This window comes from Streptomyces sp. NPDC054813 (genome assembly GCF_053611365.1).
The window spans coordinates 16,606-30,809 of the sequence record NZ_JBSHAF010000010.1 but is presented as its reverse complement, the minus strand read 5'-3'; the positions used below and the strand labels follow the sequence as shown (position 1 = coordinate 30,809).

The 14,204-nt window shown below is 73.1% G+C and carries 14 protein-coding genes, 1 pseudogene and 1 riboswitch; of the genes and pseudogenes, 9 read left to right on the top strand and 6 right to left on the bottom strand.

What is annotated here, in order from left to right:
- Positions 1-100: 100 nt before the first annotated feature.
- On the bottom strand, positions 101-967 hold the full coding sequence (sigJ, locus tag ACWGJB_RS21250) for an RNA polymerase sigma factor SigJ (RefSeq protein WP_453381689.1): 867 nt from the start codon (positions 965-967) through the stop codon (positions 101-103).
- Complete coding sequence (locus tag ACWGJB_RS21245) at positions 964-1,524, bottom strand: carboxymuconolactone decarboxylase family protein (RefSeq protein ID WP_453381688.1); 561 nt, start codon at positions 1,522-1,524, stop codon at positions 964-966. The genes sigJ and ACWGJB_RS21245 overlap by 4 nt, the downstream gene beginning before the upstream one ends.
- A gap of 84 nt (positions 1,525-1,608) precedes the next feature.
- Here ACWGJB_RS21245 and ACWGJB_RS21240 point away from each other — a divergent pair.
- The 6 genes and pseudogenes from ACWGJB_RS21240 to pgm all read left to right on the top strand — a co-directional run.
- A pseudogene (locus ACWGJB_RS21240) lies at positions 1,609-1,851 on the top strand (acyl-CoA dehydrogenase family protein); the annotation flags it as partial.
- A complete protein-coding gene (locus tag ACWGJB_RS21235) occupies positions 1,848-2,912 on the top strand; it encodes an enoyl-CoA hydratase/isomerase family protein (protein ID WP_453381687.1) in 1,065 nt (354 codons plus the stop codon). The pseudogene ACWGJB_RS21240 and the gene ACWGJB_RS21235, both read left to right, overlap by 4 nt.
- A 183-nt stretch (positions 2,913-3,095) precedes the next feature.
- A riboswitch (cobalamin riboswitch) is annotated at positions 3,096-3,238 on the top strand.
- Between the two features lie 35 nt (positions 3,239-3,273).
- Positions 3,274-3,495 (top strand): CbtB domain-containing protein, encoded by a 222-nt coding sequence (locus tag ACWGJB_RS21230; protein WP_351696601.1) that lies wholly within the window; start codon positions 3,274-3,276, stop codon positions 3,493-3,495.
- A gap of 21 nt (positions 3,496-3,516) precedes the next feature.
- Positions 3,517-4,269: a CbtA family protein gene (locus tag ACWGJB_RS21225; protein ID WP_453381686.1), complete on the top strand. Its 753-nt coding sequence runs from the start codon at positions 3,517-3,519 to the stop codon at positions 4,267-4,269.
- A 112-nt stretch (positions 4,270-4,381) separates the two neighbouring features.
- A complete protein-coding gene (locus tag ACWGJB_RS21220) occupies positions 4,382-4,726 on the top strand; it encodes a hypothetical protein (protein WP_453381685.1) in 345 nt (114 codons plus the stop codon).
- Positions 4,716-6,356 carry a phosphoglucomutase (alpha-D-glucose-1,6-bisphosphate-dependent) gene (pgm, locus tag ACWGJB_RS21215; RefSeq protein ID WP_453381684.1) on the top strand — a complete coding sequence of 547 codons (1,641 nt, stop codon included), beginning with the start codon at positions 4,716-4,718 and terminating at the stop codon, positions 6,354-6,356. Before ACWGJB_RS21220 ends, pgm begins: the two co-directional genes overlap by 11 nt.
- A 297-nt stretch (positions 6,357-6,653) precedes the next feature.
- On the opposite strand, the gene ACWGJB_RS21210 is transcribed toward pgm, so the two are convergent.
- From ACWGJB_RS21210 to ACWGJB_RS21195, 4 genes are all read right to left on the bottom strand, one after another.
- The gene (locus ACWGJB_RS21210) at positions 6,654-7,913 is read right to left on the bottom strand and encodes an RNA polymerase sigma factor (protein ID WP_453381683.1); all 1,260 of its coding nucleotides are present in this window, start codon (positions 7,911-7,913) and stop codon (positions 6,654-6,656) included.
- Positions 7,910-8,251 (bottom strand): YciI family protein, encoded by a 342-nt coding sequence (locus ACWGJB_RS21205; protein WP_360478385.1) that lies wholly within the window; start codon positions 8,249-8,251, stop codon positions 7,910-7,912. Before ACWGJB_RS21205 ends, ACWGJB_RS21210 begins: the two co-directional genes overlap by 4 nt.
- Complete coding sequence (locus tag ACWGJB_RS21200; RefSeq protein ID WP_453381682.1) at positions 8,248-8,994, bottom strand: nuclear transport factor 2 family protein; 747 nt, start codon at positions 8,992-8,994, stop codon at positions 8,248-8,250. The genes ACWGJB_RS21205 and ACWGJB_RS21200 overlap by 4 nt, the downstream gene beginning before the upstream one ends.
- An 84-nt stretch (positions 8,995-9,078) precedes the next feature.
- Positions 9,079-10,425: an FAD-binding protein gene (locus ACWGJB_RS21195; RefSeq protein WP_453381681.1), complete on the bottom strand. Its 1,347-nt coding sequence runs from the start codon at positions 10,423-10,425 to the stop codon at positions 9,079-9,081.
- Between the two features lie 224 nt (positions 10,426-10,649).
- Here ACWGJB_RS21195 and ACWGJB_RS21190 point away from each other — a divergent pair, with 224 nt between their 5' ends.
- Genes ACWGJB_RS21190 through ACWGJB_RS21180 form a run of 3 tightly spaced genes read left to right on the top strand, consistent with a single transcriptional unit; the run spans position 10,650 to position 14,151 of the window.
- Positions 10,650-11,882: an acyltransferase family protein gene (locus ACWGJB_RS21190; protein WP_453381680.1), complete on the top strand. Its 1,233-nt coding sequence runs from the start codon at positions 10,650-10,652 to the stop codon at positions 11,880-11,882.
- Positions 11,883-11,902: 20 nt separating this feature from the next.
- Complete coding sequence (locus tag ACWGJB_RS21185; RefSeq protein WP_453381679.1) at positions 11,903-13,573, top strand: hydrogenase maturation protein; 1,671 nt, start codon at positions 11,903-11,905, stop codon at positions 13,571-13,573.
- Positions 13,570-14,151 (top strand): hydrogenase maturation protease, encoded by a 582-nt coding sequence (locus ACWGJB_RS21180; protein ID WP_453381678.1) that lies wholly within the window; start codon positions 13,570-13,572, stop codon positions 14,149-14,151. Before ACWGJB_RS21185 ends, ACWGJB_RS21180 begins: the two co-directional genes overlap by 4 nt.
- The last annotated feature ends 53 nt before the right edge of the window (positions 14,152-14,204 follow it).

The following is a 14,204-nucleotide window of genomic DNA, read 5'->3' as shown; positions in this document are numbered from 1 at the left end:
GCCGCCGGCGTGCCCCCCCTCTGGCGGGGGGTCCCCGGGGGGGGCGGGTGCCGGGGGGGTGCCCCGGGGCGCCCCCCCCCCCCCCGGCCAACACACCGGTCTAGCGGGTGAGTTCGGACGGCTCGTCGAGTCGCGTCAGCTTGCGCGGGTTGGCCACCGCGTGGATGCGGATGACACGGCCGTTCTCCACCTCGACGCTCACCGTCGCCAGCCGCCCGCCGACCTCGATCCGGCCGGCGGGCGCGCCGTTGAGCCATACCGGCGAGACCGTCCGGTCCGGCTGGGCGAGCAGCGCCGCGACGAGTTCGACGCCGTGCACCGGGGTGAGCGCGGCACCGGGCTGTCCACCGCCGTCGGTGATCAGGACCACGTCGGGTGCCATGACCTCCATCAGCTCCCGCACCCGCCCGGTGCGCAGCGCGGCCAGGAACCGCTCCACGACGGCACGCTGTTCCGACCGGCTCACCCGGATGCGGGGCCGCCGGGCCGCCACATGCTCGCGGGACCGCCGGGCGATCTGCCGCACCGCGGCGGCCGACTTGCCCACCGCTTCGGCGATCTCCCCGTACGGCACGTCGAAGACCTCGCGGAGCACGAACACCGCCCGCTCGGTCGGTGCCAGTGTCTCCAGCACGGTGAGCATCGCGATCGAGACGCTGTCCGCGAGTTCGACGTCCTCGGCGACATCGGGGCCGGTCAGCAGCGGTTCCGGCAGCCATTCGCCGACGTAGTCCTCACGGCTGCGGGACAGCGTCCGCAGCCGGTTGAGCGCCTGGCGGGTGACGATCCGGACGAGGTACGCCCGCGGGTCCCGCACCCGGGCCCTGTCGACGTCGGCCCATCGCAGCCAGGACTCCTGGAGCACGTCCTCCGCGTCGGCCGCCGACCCGAGCATCTCGTAGGCGACGGTGAACAGCAGACGGCGATGGGCGACGAACAGGTCCTCGGCGGTGAGGTCGGCCGTCATGCCGTCGCGGCCGGCTTGGCCAGGGGGATCGCGCAGGCATCGGAGAAGCCCTGCGAACCGACCCCGTTCGCCACGTTCGCCCTGGTCGCCAGGTTGACATAGGCGATGAAGGCGGTGAGCTCGACCATCGCCGGCGCGCCGAGCCGGTCCAGCAGAGCGGCGTGCATCTCGTCGGTCACGGTCGGCGGGGTGTTCGTCACCGCCTCGGCGTACTCCATCACGTCCCGCTCCAGCGGCGTGAAGACGCCAGACTCCCGCCAGCGTGGCACCTGGCTGGCCTTGGCCAGGTCCAGGTTCCCGTTCTGCGCCTGGAAGTAGCCGACGTCCAGGCACCAGCTGCAGCCGACCTGCGCGGCCACCGCCATGTGCGCGAACGACTTGAGGCTCGTGTCGGCCCGGTCCCAGGCGCCGACCCTGCCGCCGAACTCCAGGTTGTCCTGGGCGACCTCGGGACTGTGCCACAGCACCTCGACGTTCTCGGGCACGGCACCGAGCTGCTCGACCATGTTCGCCTTGAGCCCGGCGGGGAGCTCGGCCTTCGGAATGCGCGGCGTCACGGTGTTCTCCTCATCTGTTGCCGGTATGCGTTGCCTGTTCGGCATGAAGACACCGCCCGGAGCGCGGATGTGACAGGGCCGGCCGGTGTCGTCGGCGGCCGGCCCGGCATCGCCGCCTGCCCACTCGGCGGCGCCCGCGGCGCCCTCGACCGCAGCCCTGCCCACCGGGCCGACCGCGCGCTCCAACTGCACGGCGGCCACGGCTGCCTCAGCGCGTACGGTATCCAGAAGATCGTCCGTGACCTGCGGGTCCAGCAGATCCTGGAAGGAACCAACGAGATCATGCGCGTCATCGTGGCCCGCGGCCTGACGGAGGCCCTCGGATGAGCGACGTCCTGCTCCACACCGCCGGCCGGGCGGCCCACCTCACCCTCAGCCGTCCCAGGGCCCTCAACGCCCTGTCCCACGCCATGGTCCGCTCCATCGACCAGGCCCTCAGCGCCTGGGAGCACGATCCGGCCGTCGAGACCGTCGTCATCACCGGCGCGGGGGAGCGCGGTCTGTGCGCGGGCGGTGACATCCGGAGCATCTACGAGGACGTCCGCGCCGGGGGCGGCAGCGCGTCGGCGGAGTTCTGGCGCGACGAGTACCGCCTCAACGCCCGGATCGCCCGCTACCCCAAGCCCTATGTCGCGATCATGGACGGCATCGTCATGGGCGGCGGCGTCGGCGTCTCCGCGCACGGCAGCGTCCGGATCGCCACCGAGCGGTCGCGGATCGCGATGCCGGAGACCGGCATCGGCTTCGTCCCCGACGTCGGCGGCACGTACCTGCTCGCCCTCGCCCCTGGCGAACTGGGCACCCACCTCGCGCTGACGGGCGCTCAGATCGGGGCGGCGGACGCCCTGTTGTGCGGACTCGCCGACCACTGTGTTCCCTCGGACAGGATCGAGCGGCTGATCGCCGACCTCGCCGACCGACCCGTGCACGATGCGCTCGACCGGCACGTGCGACCGGCGCCGGAAGGCGAACTGGCCCGCCACCGGGAGTGGATCGACGCCTCCTACGCCGCCGACACGGTCGAGGAGATCGTCCGGCGGCTGCTCGCCCATGGCGACCCGGCGGCGAAGGAGACGGCGGAGACCCTGCTCACCAAGTCGCCGACCTCCCTGAAAGTCACCCTGGCGGCGATGCGCCGGGCCCGGCGGCTCGGTCCGCTGGAGCGGGTCCTGGACCAGGAGTACCGCGTCTCCTGCGCCGCCCTGTCCGCCCCCGACCTGGTGGAGGGCATCCGTGCCCAGGTCATCGACAAGGACCGCGACCCGCGCTGGTCCCCGGCCACCCTCGCCGAGGTCACCGACGCCGATGTCGACCGGTTCTTCGCTCCGCTCGGCGAGCGCGAACTGGGGCTCGCCGGACCCGACACCACCAGGGAGGTGGCCTGGTGAGCCGTGCCGTCGCCTTCATCGGGCTCGGGCACATGGGCGCGTCCATGGCCGCCGACGACGCAGCCGCAGGGCTACCTGGACCGGCGGACGCCCGCCGGGTTCCGTCACCGCTGACCCGGCACCCCCAGAACAGGCTACCGGGCGCGAGATGAAGATCACGCCTGGTGGTGCGGTCTTGGCCGTGCCCCTGACACGCGGTACGGTCTGTCCGATATCGACGACGAAAGAACGGAAGCCGGTGGAAGTCCGGCACGGTCGCGCCACTGTATGCGAGAGCCCCCGGCAACTCGTGAGTCAGACCCGTAGCCGTCGTCCAGTGCACCACCGAGATGGGACGCGAACTCCCAGAGGAGGTTCTGCCATGGCGCAGACCGTCGCGCAGCCGACAGCCACCACCCCCGTCGTTCCCGCCAAGCTGCCGCTGAGCGCGATAGCTCCCTGGGCGGTCTTCTTCGGCATCCTCATGCTCATCCTGCTCTACTTCGTCGGCGCCGAGCAGGGCGCCACCTCCGTGTTCAACGGCACGGACGTCCACGAGTGGGTGCACGACGCCCGCCACCTCCTTGGCTTCCCCTGCCACTGACGCAAGGGACGCCGCACGCTCATGAACTCCGCAACGGTAAGAAACCTCCTGGTGCGGGGCATGCTCGCCGGCCTCGCCGCCGGTGTGCTCGCCCTGGTCGTCGCCTATCTCCTCGGTGAGCCGAACGTCGACAAGGCGATCAGCTTCGAGGACGCCCACTCGCACGAGCACGAGATGGAGGTCGTCTCCCGATCCCTCCAGTCCACCGCGGGCCTGGCCACCGGTGTGCTGGTCTACGGGGTCGCCTTCGGCGGCATCGCGGCACTCGCCTACTGCTTCGCCCTGGGCCGCCTCGGCCGCTTCTCGCCGCGGGCGACGGCGCTGCTGCTGTCCGTCTGCGCGCTGCTCGCCGTGTACGTGGTGCCCTTCCTGAAGTACCCGGCCAACCCGCCGTCGGTGGGCGACCCGGACACCATCGGCAAGCGGACCACGCTGTACTTCCTGATGATGGTGCTCAGCGTGCTCCTGGCGGTCGCCGCCACCATCCTGGGCAAGCGGCTCCGTCCGAGCCTCGGCACCTGGTGGGCGACCGTGGTCGCGGCGGCCGCGTTCGCGGTCGTCATCGGACTGGCGTACCAGTTCCTGCCGACCGTCAACGAGGTGCCGACGGACTTCCCGGCCACCCTGCTGTGGCGGTTCCGGCTCTCGGCACTGGCCATCCAGCTGGTGCTGTGGGGCGGCTTCGGCCTGCTCTTCGGCGAGTTGGCGGAACGGCAGCTCAACCCCAAGCCGGCGAAGGCCCCGGCCGGGCGGACGGTTCCCGCCGCACACTGAACGATTCACGACACGTGAGGGCCCTCCGGAACCATCCGGGGGCCCTCTCGCGTTCTCCGGGCACCACCCGGTCGGACAGGGACGAGCGCAGGGCGAGGAGCGGAGGACCCGAGTGGCCAGACACCCCCAGCCACGCCGCATCACCCTCGGCGGCCACGAGGTCGTCGCCCTCGCCGTCCGCGAGTACGAGCAACTGGCCGCCAGCCTTCGGCAGATCGGCGGCCAGAGCGCCCGGGTGAGGGTGCTCGCCCAGCAGGTGAAGCGGACCGAACGGCCCCTGGACGAGTTGGAGAACCTGGTCAGCGACCCGGCGGACTGCCACGAGCCGGGCTGCCTTGAGCCGGTGTCTTCGGTGCCGGCGCCGGTGCCGCACTCGCGTCCGCCGCCGCTGACAAGGAAAGATGGGCGTCCAGCGATCGATCAACGACTGCGGAGGAAGTGGACTCATGCCGCATGAGCGAGCGGGCCGGCCGGCGGCTCCGGAGGACCTCGTCGACGTGGCCCGGCTGGTCACGGCGTACTACGCACTGCACCCCGACCCGGCCGACCCGGCCCAGCGGGTGGCGTTCGGCACTTCGGGGCACCGCGGATCGTCGCTGACGACCGCGTTTAACGAGGACCACATCGCGGCCACCAGCCAGGCCATCTGCGAGTACCGGAGCGGCCAGGGCACCGACGGTCCCCTCTTCCTGGGCGCCGACACGCACGCCCTGTCCGAGCCCGCCAAGGTCACCGCCCTGGAGGTGTTCGCCGCCAACGGCGTCACCGTCCTGATCGACAGTGCCGACGGCTACACGCCGACCCCCGCCGTCTCGCACGCCATCCTCACCCACAACCGCGGCCGTACGACCGGACTCGCGGACGGCGTCGTGGTCACCCCCTCGCACAACCCGCCCGCCGACGGCGGCTTCAAGTACAACCCGCCCAGCGGCGGGCCCGCCGCCTCCGACGCCACTTCCTGGATCCAGGACCGCGCCAACCGGATCATCGCCGACGGGATGAAGGACGTACAGCGCCTTCCCTACGAGCGTGCGCTCGCCGCGCCCACCACCGGCCGGTACGACTTCATGGGCGTGTACGTCGACGACCTGCCCAGCGTCCTCGACCTCGACGCGGTCCGGGCGTCCGGGCTGCGCATCGGTGCCGATCCGCTCGGCGGGGCCTCCGTCGCCTACTGGGGCCGGATCGCCGAACGGCACAGCCTCGACCTCACCGTGGTCAACCCCTACACCGACCCCACCTGGCGGTTCATGACGCTGGACTGGGACGGCAAGATCCGCATGGACTGCTCCTCGCCGTACGCGATGGCCTCGCTGATCGAGAAGCGGGACGAGTTCCGGGTCGCCACCGGCAACGACGCGGACGCCGACCGGCACGGCATCGTCACCCGCGACGCCGGCCTGATGAACCCCAACCACTACCTGGCCGTCGCCATCTCCTACCTCTACCGGCACCGCGAGCAGTGGGCGGCGGGCGCCGGTGTCGGCAAGACCCTCGTCTCCTCCTCGATGATCGACCGGGTCGCCGCCGACCTCGGCCGGCAACTGGTCGAGGTTCCCGTCGGGTTCAAGTGGTTCGTGGACGGACTGGTCAGCGGCGCCATCGGGTTCGGCGGCGAGGAGTCGGCCGGCGCCTCCTTCCTGCGCCGGGACGGCTCGGTGTGGACCACCGACAAGGACGGCATCCTGCTCGCCCTGCTCGCCTCCGAGATCACGGCCGTCACGGACAAGACCCCGTCCGAGCACTACGCCGACCTCACCGCCCGCTTCGGCGAGCCCGCCTACGCCCGTATCGACGCCCCGGCGACCCGTGAGGAGAAGGCCCTCCTGGCCAAGCTCTCCCCGGCTCAGGTCACCGCCGAGACGCTGGCCGGCGAACCGGTCACCGCGGTCCTCACCGAGGCGCCGGGCAACGGCGCGGCGATCGGCGGCATCAAGGTGACCACGGAGAACGCCTGGTTCGCGGCCCGCCCGTCCGGCACGGAGGACGTGTACAAGATCTACGCCGAGTCCTTCCAGGGCCCCGACCACCTGTCCCGGGTACAGGAGGAGGCCCAGGCGGTCGTGACGGCCGCGCTCGGCGGCTGACGCGCGGGGACGGAGACGTGGGGAGCGGAGGCGACGGACGGCTGGACACCGGCCGGACCGCCGCCTCCGGCACCCGCGGGGCGAGACCCGCGTGGTCCAAGTCCGGACGGGCGGCCGGGTAGCGAAGGTGCGCCGGTGCGACCGCGTCCCGTCCGGGACCGCCGCCAGGACGCCGCCCACCGCCGGACCATCGCGCGCCACTGGACAAGTAGGCCGGTGACCGGACTCGACGCGTACACCTCGCCCAGGTAACTGCCGTACGAGTAACCGACGTAGCCTGTGGCGAACCCCCGGTCCCTACCCCGCCCGGCACTGGGTGAGCCGCCTCTCCAGGAACCTGCGTTCCGCGGCGTTCTCCACCAGCTCCAGGGCCCGCGCGTACGACGCGGCCGCCTCCCGGGTGCGCCCCATCCGGCGCAGCAGGTCGGCGCGGGTCGCCGGCAGCAGGTGGTAACCGGCCAGCTCGTCCTCCGCCTCCAGCTCCGCCACCAGTGCGAGGCCCGCCTCCCCGCCCTCGGCCATGCCCACCGCGACCGCGCGGTTGAGGCGGACCACGGCCGAGGGGACGTACCGCTGGAGTTCGCCGTAGAGGCCGGCGATGTCCGCCCAGTCGGTGTCGGCGGCGGTCGCCGCAGTGACGTGGCAGGCCGCGACGGCTGCCTGGATCTGGTACGGGCCGGGGCGGCCGCGGCGCAGGGCGCTCTCCAGCAGAGCGGCGCCCTCGTCGATCTCGGCGCGGTCCCATGCCGTGCGGTCCTGGTCCTCCAGGGTCACCAGGTCACCGGCCGGGTCCACCCGGGTGTCCCGGCGGGCGTCGTGCAGCAGCAGGAGGGCGAGCAGCCCGACGACCTCCGGCTCGTCGGGCATCAGCCGGGCCAGCAGCCGGGTCAGCCGGACGGCCTCGGCGCACAGCCCGGTCCGCATCAGGTCGGCGCCGGCCGTGGCCGCGTACCCCTCGTTGAACAGCAGGTAGAGCACGCCGAGGACGCCCGTCGTGCGGTCGGGCAGCAGGTGCGCGGGCGGCACCCGGTACGGGATGCCGGCGTTGCGGATCTTCCGCTTGGCGCGCACCAGCCGCTGCGCCATCGTCGCCTCGGGGACGAGGAACGCGCGGGCGATCTCGGGCGTGGCCAGCCCGGCGAGGGTGCGCAGGGTCAGGGCGACCCGGGCCTCGATGGGCAGCGCCGGATGGCAGCAGGTGAAGATCAGCCGCAGCCGGTCGTCGGCCACACCGCTGTCGTCGCCCTCGTGATCCGGGTCGTACGGTCCCTCGTCCCGTGCCAGCACGGCCGCCTCCCGCAGCTTCGCCGCCCCCACCGCCTCCCGGCGCAGCACGTCCAGGGCGCGGTTGCGGGCGGTCGTGGTCAGCCAGGCGCCCGGACGGCGCGGCACTCCGTCGCGCCGCCACCGCTCCAGCGCCTGGGCGAAGGCGTCCTGCGCGCATTCCTCGGCGAGGTCCCAGTCGCCGGTCACCCGGATCAGGGTGGCGACGACCTGGGACCACTCCTCACGGAAGGCGGCGGCGACGGCCTTCTCGACGTCGTCCGTGACGCTCACTCCCAGACCGGCCGCACCTCGACCGAGCCGCCGGCGAGCGCCGCGGGGTGCCGGGAGGCGAGCGCGATGGCCTCGTCGAGGTCGGCGACCTCGATGATGTCGAGGCCCGCCACGTACTCCTTGGTCTCGGCGAACGGCCCGTCGCTCAGCAGCACTTCGTCGCCCTGGACGCGCACGGTGGTCGCGTCGGCGGCCGGCCGCAGCCGAGCGCCGCCCTTGACGATGTCACGGCTGCGGACCTCGTGGATGTACGAGGTGAAGCGCGGGTCCTCGGCGATCTCGGCAGGGCTGAGCTCCTCGCCGCCGACGGGCGTGCAGATGAACAGGACGTACTTCATGACCGCTCCCTCCCGGCTGTCTCCTCCAGCGGCACCGACACGTGCTCGTGGGCGATCAGCCAGCTGAAACCGGTGTCCCGGTAGCCGGTGGTCACGCGCACCGTCCGGTCCAGGGGCTCCCCGGTCAGGCGGGTGCCGCGGATCCGGACGAGGGCGTGGCTGAAGGCGCTGCCCTCCCCGGGCCGCACCCGCAGTTCGAGCACCTCCCGGTGCACGGGCCCGTCGAGCGTCGCGAACCACCCCTCGACCGCCTTGCGGAACGCGGCGATCCCCGACCGTGCCTCGACGCCGGAGGGCTGGAAGGTCTCCACGTCGGGCGCGTAGCAGGCCGTCAGCCGCTCGACGTCGCGTTCGCGGGCAGCCGCGGTGAGCTCGGCGTCGAGCTGACGGATCGCCGTCTCGGCGTCCTCGGCGAACCCCTCGTCCCAGAACGGCCGCACCTCCATGGCCCCGATGGTGGCCACCGGATGCGCGGCGGCGATCCGTACGGCCTCCTCCAGGCTGTCGCAGTCGACGACGTCGAATCCGGCGACGTACTCCTTGGTCTCCGCGAACGGGCCGTCGGTCCGCAGCACCTCACCGTCGCGGACCCGCACGGTGACCGCCGTGTCGGGCAGTTGCAGCCGGTGGCCGTAGAGCCGGGCCCCGCGATGGACGCCGTGCTCCTCCACCCAGGGTTCGACCGGCGCCATCCCGGAGGCGTCGGCGGTGTCGTCGCCGCAGACCAGCAGCATGTACTTCATGGTTCCTCCCGGTCCTCAAGAGCTTCTTACACCCCACCGACGAACGGCGCCGCACGGAATCGACACCCCGGCGGACGGCAGTTCTCAGCGCGCCATCCCGTGGCCCCGGCCCAGGATGCCGTACGGGTCGTGGACGCTCTTGGCCCGGGCCAGGGTGTCCCACCGGCTGCCGTAGTGCTCCCGCCAGTCGGCCGGGGTCATCGGCAGCGCGTTGACCGGATAGGCGACGGCGCCCTTCGCCCGCGCGGCTTCGTACGCCCTGCGGTTGGCGGCCACCATCGGGTCGGCCGCGCCCGGGACCGCCGTACGCAACAGCGCCAGCAGAAAGACGACCTCGCCGCGCGGGCGGCGGAACAGCGGGGCCCGCAGGGCGCGGGTGAGCAGGGGATAGAGCAGGACCACGCCGTTCTCGCGCAGGTCCCCGAAGCCGGGGTCGGCGAGGATGCCGGTCACGACGGACGCGGCGGTGTCCTCGGGCAGCAGCAGGTTCAGCCAGGGGTGCGGGTGCAGCCACTCGCCGGTCGCGCGCAGGAGCTCCTCGTCGGCCGCGACCCGGTGCGCGAACTCGGCGTGTCCGAGGTCGGTGACCTCGGCCGAGTCGAAGGCGAGGCCCGCGAGGAGGGTCCGGTCGTCGGGCGGGGTCGGGCCCTGGTGGGCGGCGACGGCCTCGACCAGGTAGGTCCAGCCGCCCGTGGTGTCTTCCAACGGGCGGACCTGGCCTTCGAGGTAGTCGAAGCGCCGGTCGGTCGCGAGCAGCTGCTGGTCGGCCAGATAGGTGGCGAGATCGGGGTAGTTCAGGCAGTAGCGGCGCACCACGGTGGGCGCGGGGGACAGCCGGAGCGTGGCCCGGACGATCACGGCCACCTGGCCCAGGCCGGCGAGGACCGCGTCGAAGAGCGCGCCATGCCGGTCCGGCGAGCAGACCAGGTGCTCGCCGGCCCCGGTCACCACCTCCAGCTCCAGCACCGAATCCGCGACCAGACCGTGCCGGTGACTGGCGCCGCCCAGGCCGCCCGCGCTCAGCACACCGCCGACGCCGGCACCGAGGTAGTCGGTGAGGACGGGAGGCGTGAGCCCGTACGGCAGGGTGGCCGCCAGCACGTCCCGCCACAGCGCCCCGGCTCGCACCGCCACCCGGTCGCCGGCCACCGGCCCGACCGCGCTGAGCGCGGACAGGTCGAGGACGATCCCGTCCAGCGCCTGACCCTGGCCGTAGAGCGAGTGACCGCCGGCCCGCGCGGCCACCGGGATCCCGCGCGGCCCCGCATACGCCAGTGCGTCCCCGACCTCGGCCGCGGACCGGGGCCGCAGCACGCCCAGGGGCGGCCGGCGTACCAGGTGACCGAAATCGTCGGCCGCCTCCCGAAGGACCTCCGGGCGGGTGTCCAGCAGGTCCTCGACTGGCGCGGAGACTCGGTCCGACGACGTCACGCGGCACGCTCCCAGGAGGCATCGGTCGACACGGGCGGAACCATCTTCGTGCCGATGGCCCGGCGGACGTGTGACGTTTCCCGACTCGACGCCGGAGCATCACGTCAGGTTTACTCCACAGGATTCCGGAGAGCAGCTCACCGGAGTGCCGCCCCGTGTACCCCCGTCGTGTACGCCCCCCGTGCGGGGACCCGCGTACGGCTCCCCGTCGCTCCCCGGAGCGCATGTCGTGTAAGAGGTGTTCTGGTCTGTCCGGCTCCCGCGAGACAGCAGCCACGGTCGACGCGCCGCCCGCCCGGGCGGCGGACGCGGACCGGACCCCGGTCCCGCCGCCCCGCCCGGCCCCGCGGAACGGCCCGGCCCCGCAGAACGGCCCGGCCACCCGCAGCGGCCCGGCCGCCGGCCGGCGTGACGCCTACTTCGACAACGCGAAGTACCTGGCGATCGTGCTCGTGGCCGTGGGGCACGCCTGGGAGCCGCTGCGCTCGGACAGCCGTACCGTCACCGCGCTCTACACGTTCGTCTACGCCTTCCACATGCCGGCGTTCATCATCATCTCCGGCTACTTCTCCCGCAGCTTCGACGCCAGCCCCGCCCGCGTCAAACGCCTGGTCACCGGGGTCGCCGTGCCCTACGTGGTGTTCGAGGTCGCCTACACCCTGTTCACCCGGTGGAGCGACCACGCCCCCGACCGCGACATCAGCCTGCTGGACCCGCTGTACCTGACCTGGTTCCTGGCGGCCCTGTTCATCTGGCGGCTGACGACGCCGATCTGGCGGCTCGTGCGGTGGCCGCTGCCCCTCGCGCTCGCCATCGCCGCGCTGGCGAGCCTCACGCCGTCCATCGGCAGCGACTTCGACCTCCAGCGGGTCCTGCAGTTCCTGCCGTACTTCGTGCTCGGCCTGTGCCTGCGGCCGGAGCACTTCCGCCTGCTGCGCCGGTGGCGCGTGCGCCTGTGGGCCGTCCCCGTCGCCCTGTGCGCCCTCGCCGTGGCCTACTGGTCGGCGCCGCACCTGGGGTACCGCTGGTTCTTCCACCGGGACAGCGCCGAGCAGTTCGGCCTGCCCGCCTGGTACGGGCCCGTCATGACCCTCGCCGTCTTCGGCTGCTCCCTGGTGCTGGCCGGCTGCTTCCTCGCCTGGGTGCCGGGCCGCCGCACCTGGTTCACCGCCCTCGGCGCCGGCACGCTCTACGGCTACCTGCTGCACGGCTTCGTCGCGCAGAGCGCCAAGCCCGCCCACTGGTACGACCCGGCCTGGATGCACGGCCCGCTGGGCGCGGTGACGGCAACCCTCGTCGCCGCCGCGGTGGTGACCCTGCTGTGCACACCGCCGGTGCGCAGGGTCTTCCGGTTCGTGCTGGAGCCCAGGATGGAGTGGGCGTTCCGGGCCCAGGAGGGACAAGCCGTCCAGGACGGCCGACGAAACGCCGACGGGGTGCTTTCCGGAAGCCGCTGAAGCGGCGAATATGCCGCACCATGGACATTCTGCTCGTCGCCAGCGCCTTCAACAGCCTGTCCCAACGGGTGTACGCCGAACTGTCCGACCTCGGCCACCATGTGGAGGTCGTCCTCGCCACCCACGGCCCCGACGCCGTCCGCTCCGCGGTCCGGGACCGGCGCCCGGAGCTGATCATCGCGCCGATGCTCAAGACCGCGCTCCCCGGGGACGTCTGTCGGGACCACACCTGCCTGGTCGTGCACCCGGGACCGCCCGGCGACCGCGGCCCCTCCTCGCTCGACTGGGCCATCGCCGGGCGGACACCCCGCTGGGGAGTGACCGTGCTCCAGGCCGAGGCGGCCGTGGACGCGGGCGCGGTCTGGGCGAGCGAGCCCTTCCCGATGGAGCCGGTCGGCAAGAGCGACCTCTACCGCAACGAGGTCGCCGACGCCGCCCTCACCGCCGTCCACGAGGCCGTACGACGGTATGCGGAGGGCTCGTACAAGCCGGTGCCGCAGAGCGATCCCTCGATCCACGGCCGGATCGTCTGGCGGGACGTCTTCCGCCAGGCGCGACGGCGGATCGACTGGGCGGCCGACGACACCGAGACCGTGCTGCGCAAGCTGCGAGGCGCGGACTCGCAGCCCGGGGTGCTCGACGAACTCCTCGGCCGGGAGCTGTTCCTGCACGGCGGCCACCCCGAGGACCGACTGCGCGGCCGCCCCGGTGAACTGCTCGCGACCCGCGCGGGTGCGGTCTGCCGGGCCACCCGGGACGGCGCCGTGTGGATCCCCGAGCTGCGCCCCCGCAAGACCTCCGGCGACCCCGCCCCCTTCCGCCGCCCCGCGGCCGACGTCCTCGCCGCTCCCGGCCTCCCCGACAGCCCCGCCCCGCTCGAACTGCCCCCGGACCGCCGCACCTGGACCGACATCCGCTACCGGCAGCGCGGCGACGTCGGCTTCGTCACCTTCTCCTTCCCCGGCGGCGCGATGAGCACCGACCACTGCCGGCGCCTGCTCGCCGCCTACGAGTACGCGCTCGCCCGGCCGACCCGGGTTCTGGTGCTCGGCGGCCGCCGGGACTTCTTCTCCAACGGCATCCATCTGAACGTCATCGAGGCCGCCCCGGACCCCGCCGAGGAGTCCTGGGCCAACCTCAACGCGATGGACGACCTGGTGGAGGCCGTGCTGCGGACCACCGACCGGCTGGTCGTGGCGGCGCTCGGCGGCAACGCGGCGGCCGGCGGCGCCATGCTCGCCCTCGCCGCCGACGAGGTCTGGTGCCGCACCGGCGCCGTCCTCAACCCGCACTACCGGCGGATGGGCCTGTACGGCTCGGAGTTCTGGACGTACTCGCTGCCCCGTCGCGCCGGAGCGGAGACCGCCCGGCGGCTGACCGAGGAGGCGCAGCCGGTGAGCGCCGCGACCGCGGCCCGGACCGGACTCGTCGACCGGCTGCTGCCGGTCCCCGCACAGCGCTTCGCCGCCGAGGTCGAGGAGCTGGCGGCCGTGCTCGCCGGCACCCCGGATCTGGGCCGGCGCCTCGTCGCCAAGGCCGCGGCGCGCGAGGCCGACGAGGCACGCCGGCCGCTCGCCGAATACCGGAAGGACGAACTGGACCGGATGCACGCCCTGTTCTTCGACCCGGCCGCCGCCTACCACGCGCTGCGCTCGGACTTCGTCCGCAAGGTCACGGGCGGTGCCCGGTGACGCGGCTGCTGGTGGCGGGCGTGGGCAACATCTTCCTCGGCGACGACTCCTTCGGTCCCGAGGTGATCCGCGCCCTGGCCCGGCGCCCGCTGCCCCCCGAGGTGCAGGTCCGGGACTTCGGCATCCGGGGCATGGACCTCGCCTACGCACTGCTGGACGGCTGGACGGTCGCCGTACTCGTGGACGCCGCCGCCCGCGGGCGGCGCCCCGGCACGCTCTCACTGATCGAGCCCGACCTCCCCGACGGTGCTCCGGCGGCCCCGCCCGAGGCACACGGCATGGACCCGGCGAAGGTGCTCGCGCTGGCCGCCCACCTCGGTGACGAACCCCTGCCGCGCGTCCTCGTGCTCGCCTGCGAGCCGGGAGAGCTGCCGCGCGGCGACGAGGACATCGCCCCCGGCCTGAGCGAGCCCGTGCGGGACGCGGTCGAACAGGCCGTCGAAGCCCTGCACGCCCTGGTCCCGGCACTGCTCGCCGATCCCCGGGTCACGCCTTCGTTGGACCGCCCGGAGGAATCCACGGACCCCGCCGCGGCCGGGCTCCCGCACCCGGCCGCCACCGGCGCGGAGGATCGCTAGCGGACCAGGACGGGACCCACCCGATCCGACGGTTCTTCCGGAACTCAACGATC

What these genes read in the sequence shown, in the direction of transcription:
- sigJ (WP_453381689.1), bottom strand. Translation starts at nt 967, where the DNA reads ATGACGGCCGACCTCACCGCCGAGGACCTGTTCGTCGCCCATCGCCGT.
- ACWGJB_RS21235 (WP_453381687.1), top strand. Translation starts at nt 1,848, where the DNA reads ATGAGCGACGTCCTGCTCCACACCGCCGGCCGGGCGGCCCACCTCACC.
- ACWGJB_RS21230 (WP_351696601.1), top strand. Translation starts at nt 3,274, where the DNA reads ATGGCGCAGACCGTCGCGCAGCCGACAGCCACCACCCCCGTCGTTCCC.
- ACWGJB_RS21225 (WP_453381686.1), top strand. Translation starts at nt 3,517, where the DNA reads ATGAACTCCGCAACGGTAAGAAACCTCCTGGTGCGGGGCATGCTCGCC.
- pgm (WP_453381684.1), top strand. Translation starts at nt 4,716, where the DNA reads ATGCCGCATGAGCGAGCGGGCCGGCCGGCGGCTCCGGAGGACCTCGTC.
- ACWGJB_RS21205 (WP_360478385.1), bottom strand. Translation starts at nt 8,251, where the DNA reads ATGAAGTACGTCCTGTTCATCTGCACGCCCGTCGGCGGCGAGGAGCTC.
- ACWGJB_RS21200 (WP_453381682.1), bottom strand. Translation starts at nt 8,994, where the DNA reads ATGAAGTACATGCTGCTGGTCTGCGGCGACGACACCGCCGACGCCTCC.
- ACWGJB_RS21190 (WP_453381680.1), top strand. Translation starts at nt 10,650, where the DNA reads ATGTCGTGTAAGAGGTGTTCTGGTCTGTCCGGCTCCCGCGAGACAGCA.
- ACWGJB_RS21185 (WP_453381679.1), top strand. Translation starts at nt 11,903, where the DNA reads ATGGACATTCTGCTCGTCGCCAGCGCCTTCAACAGCCTGTCCCAACGG.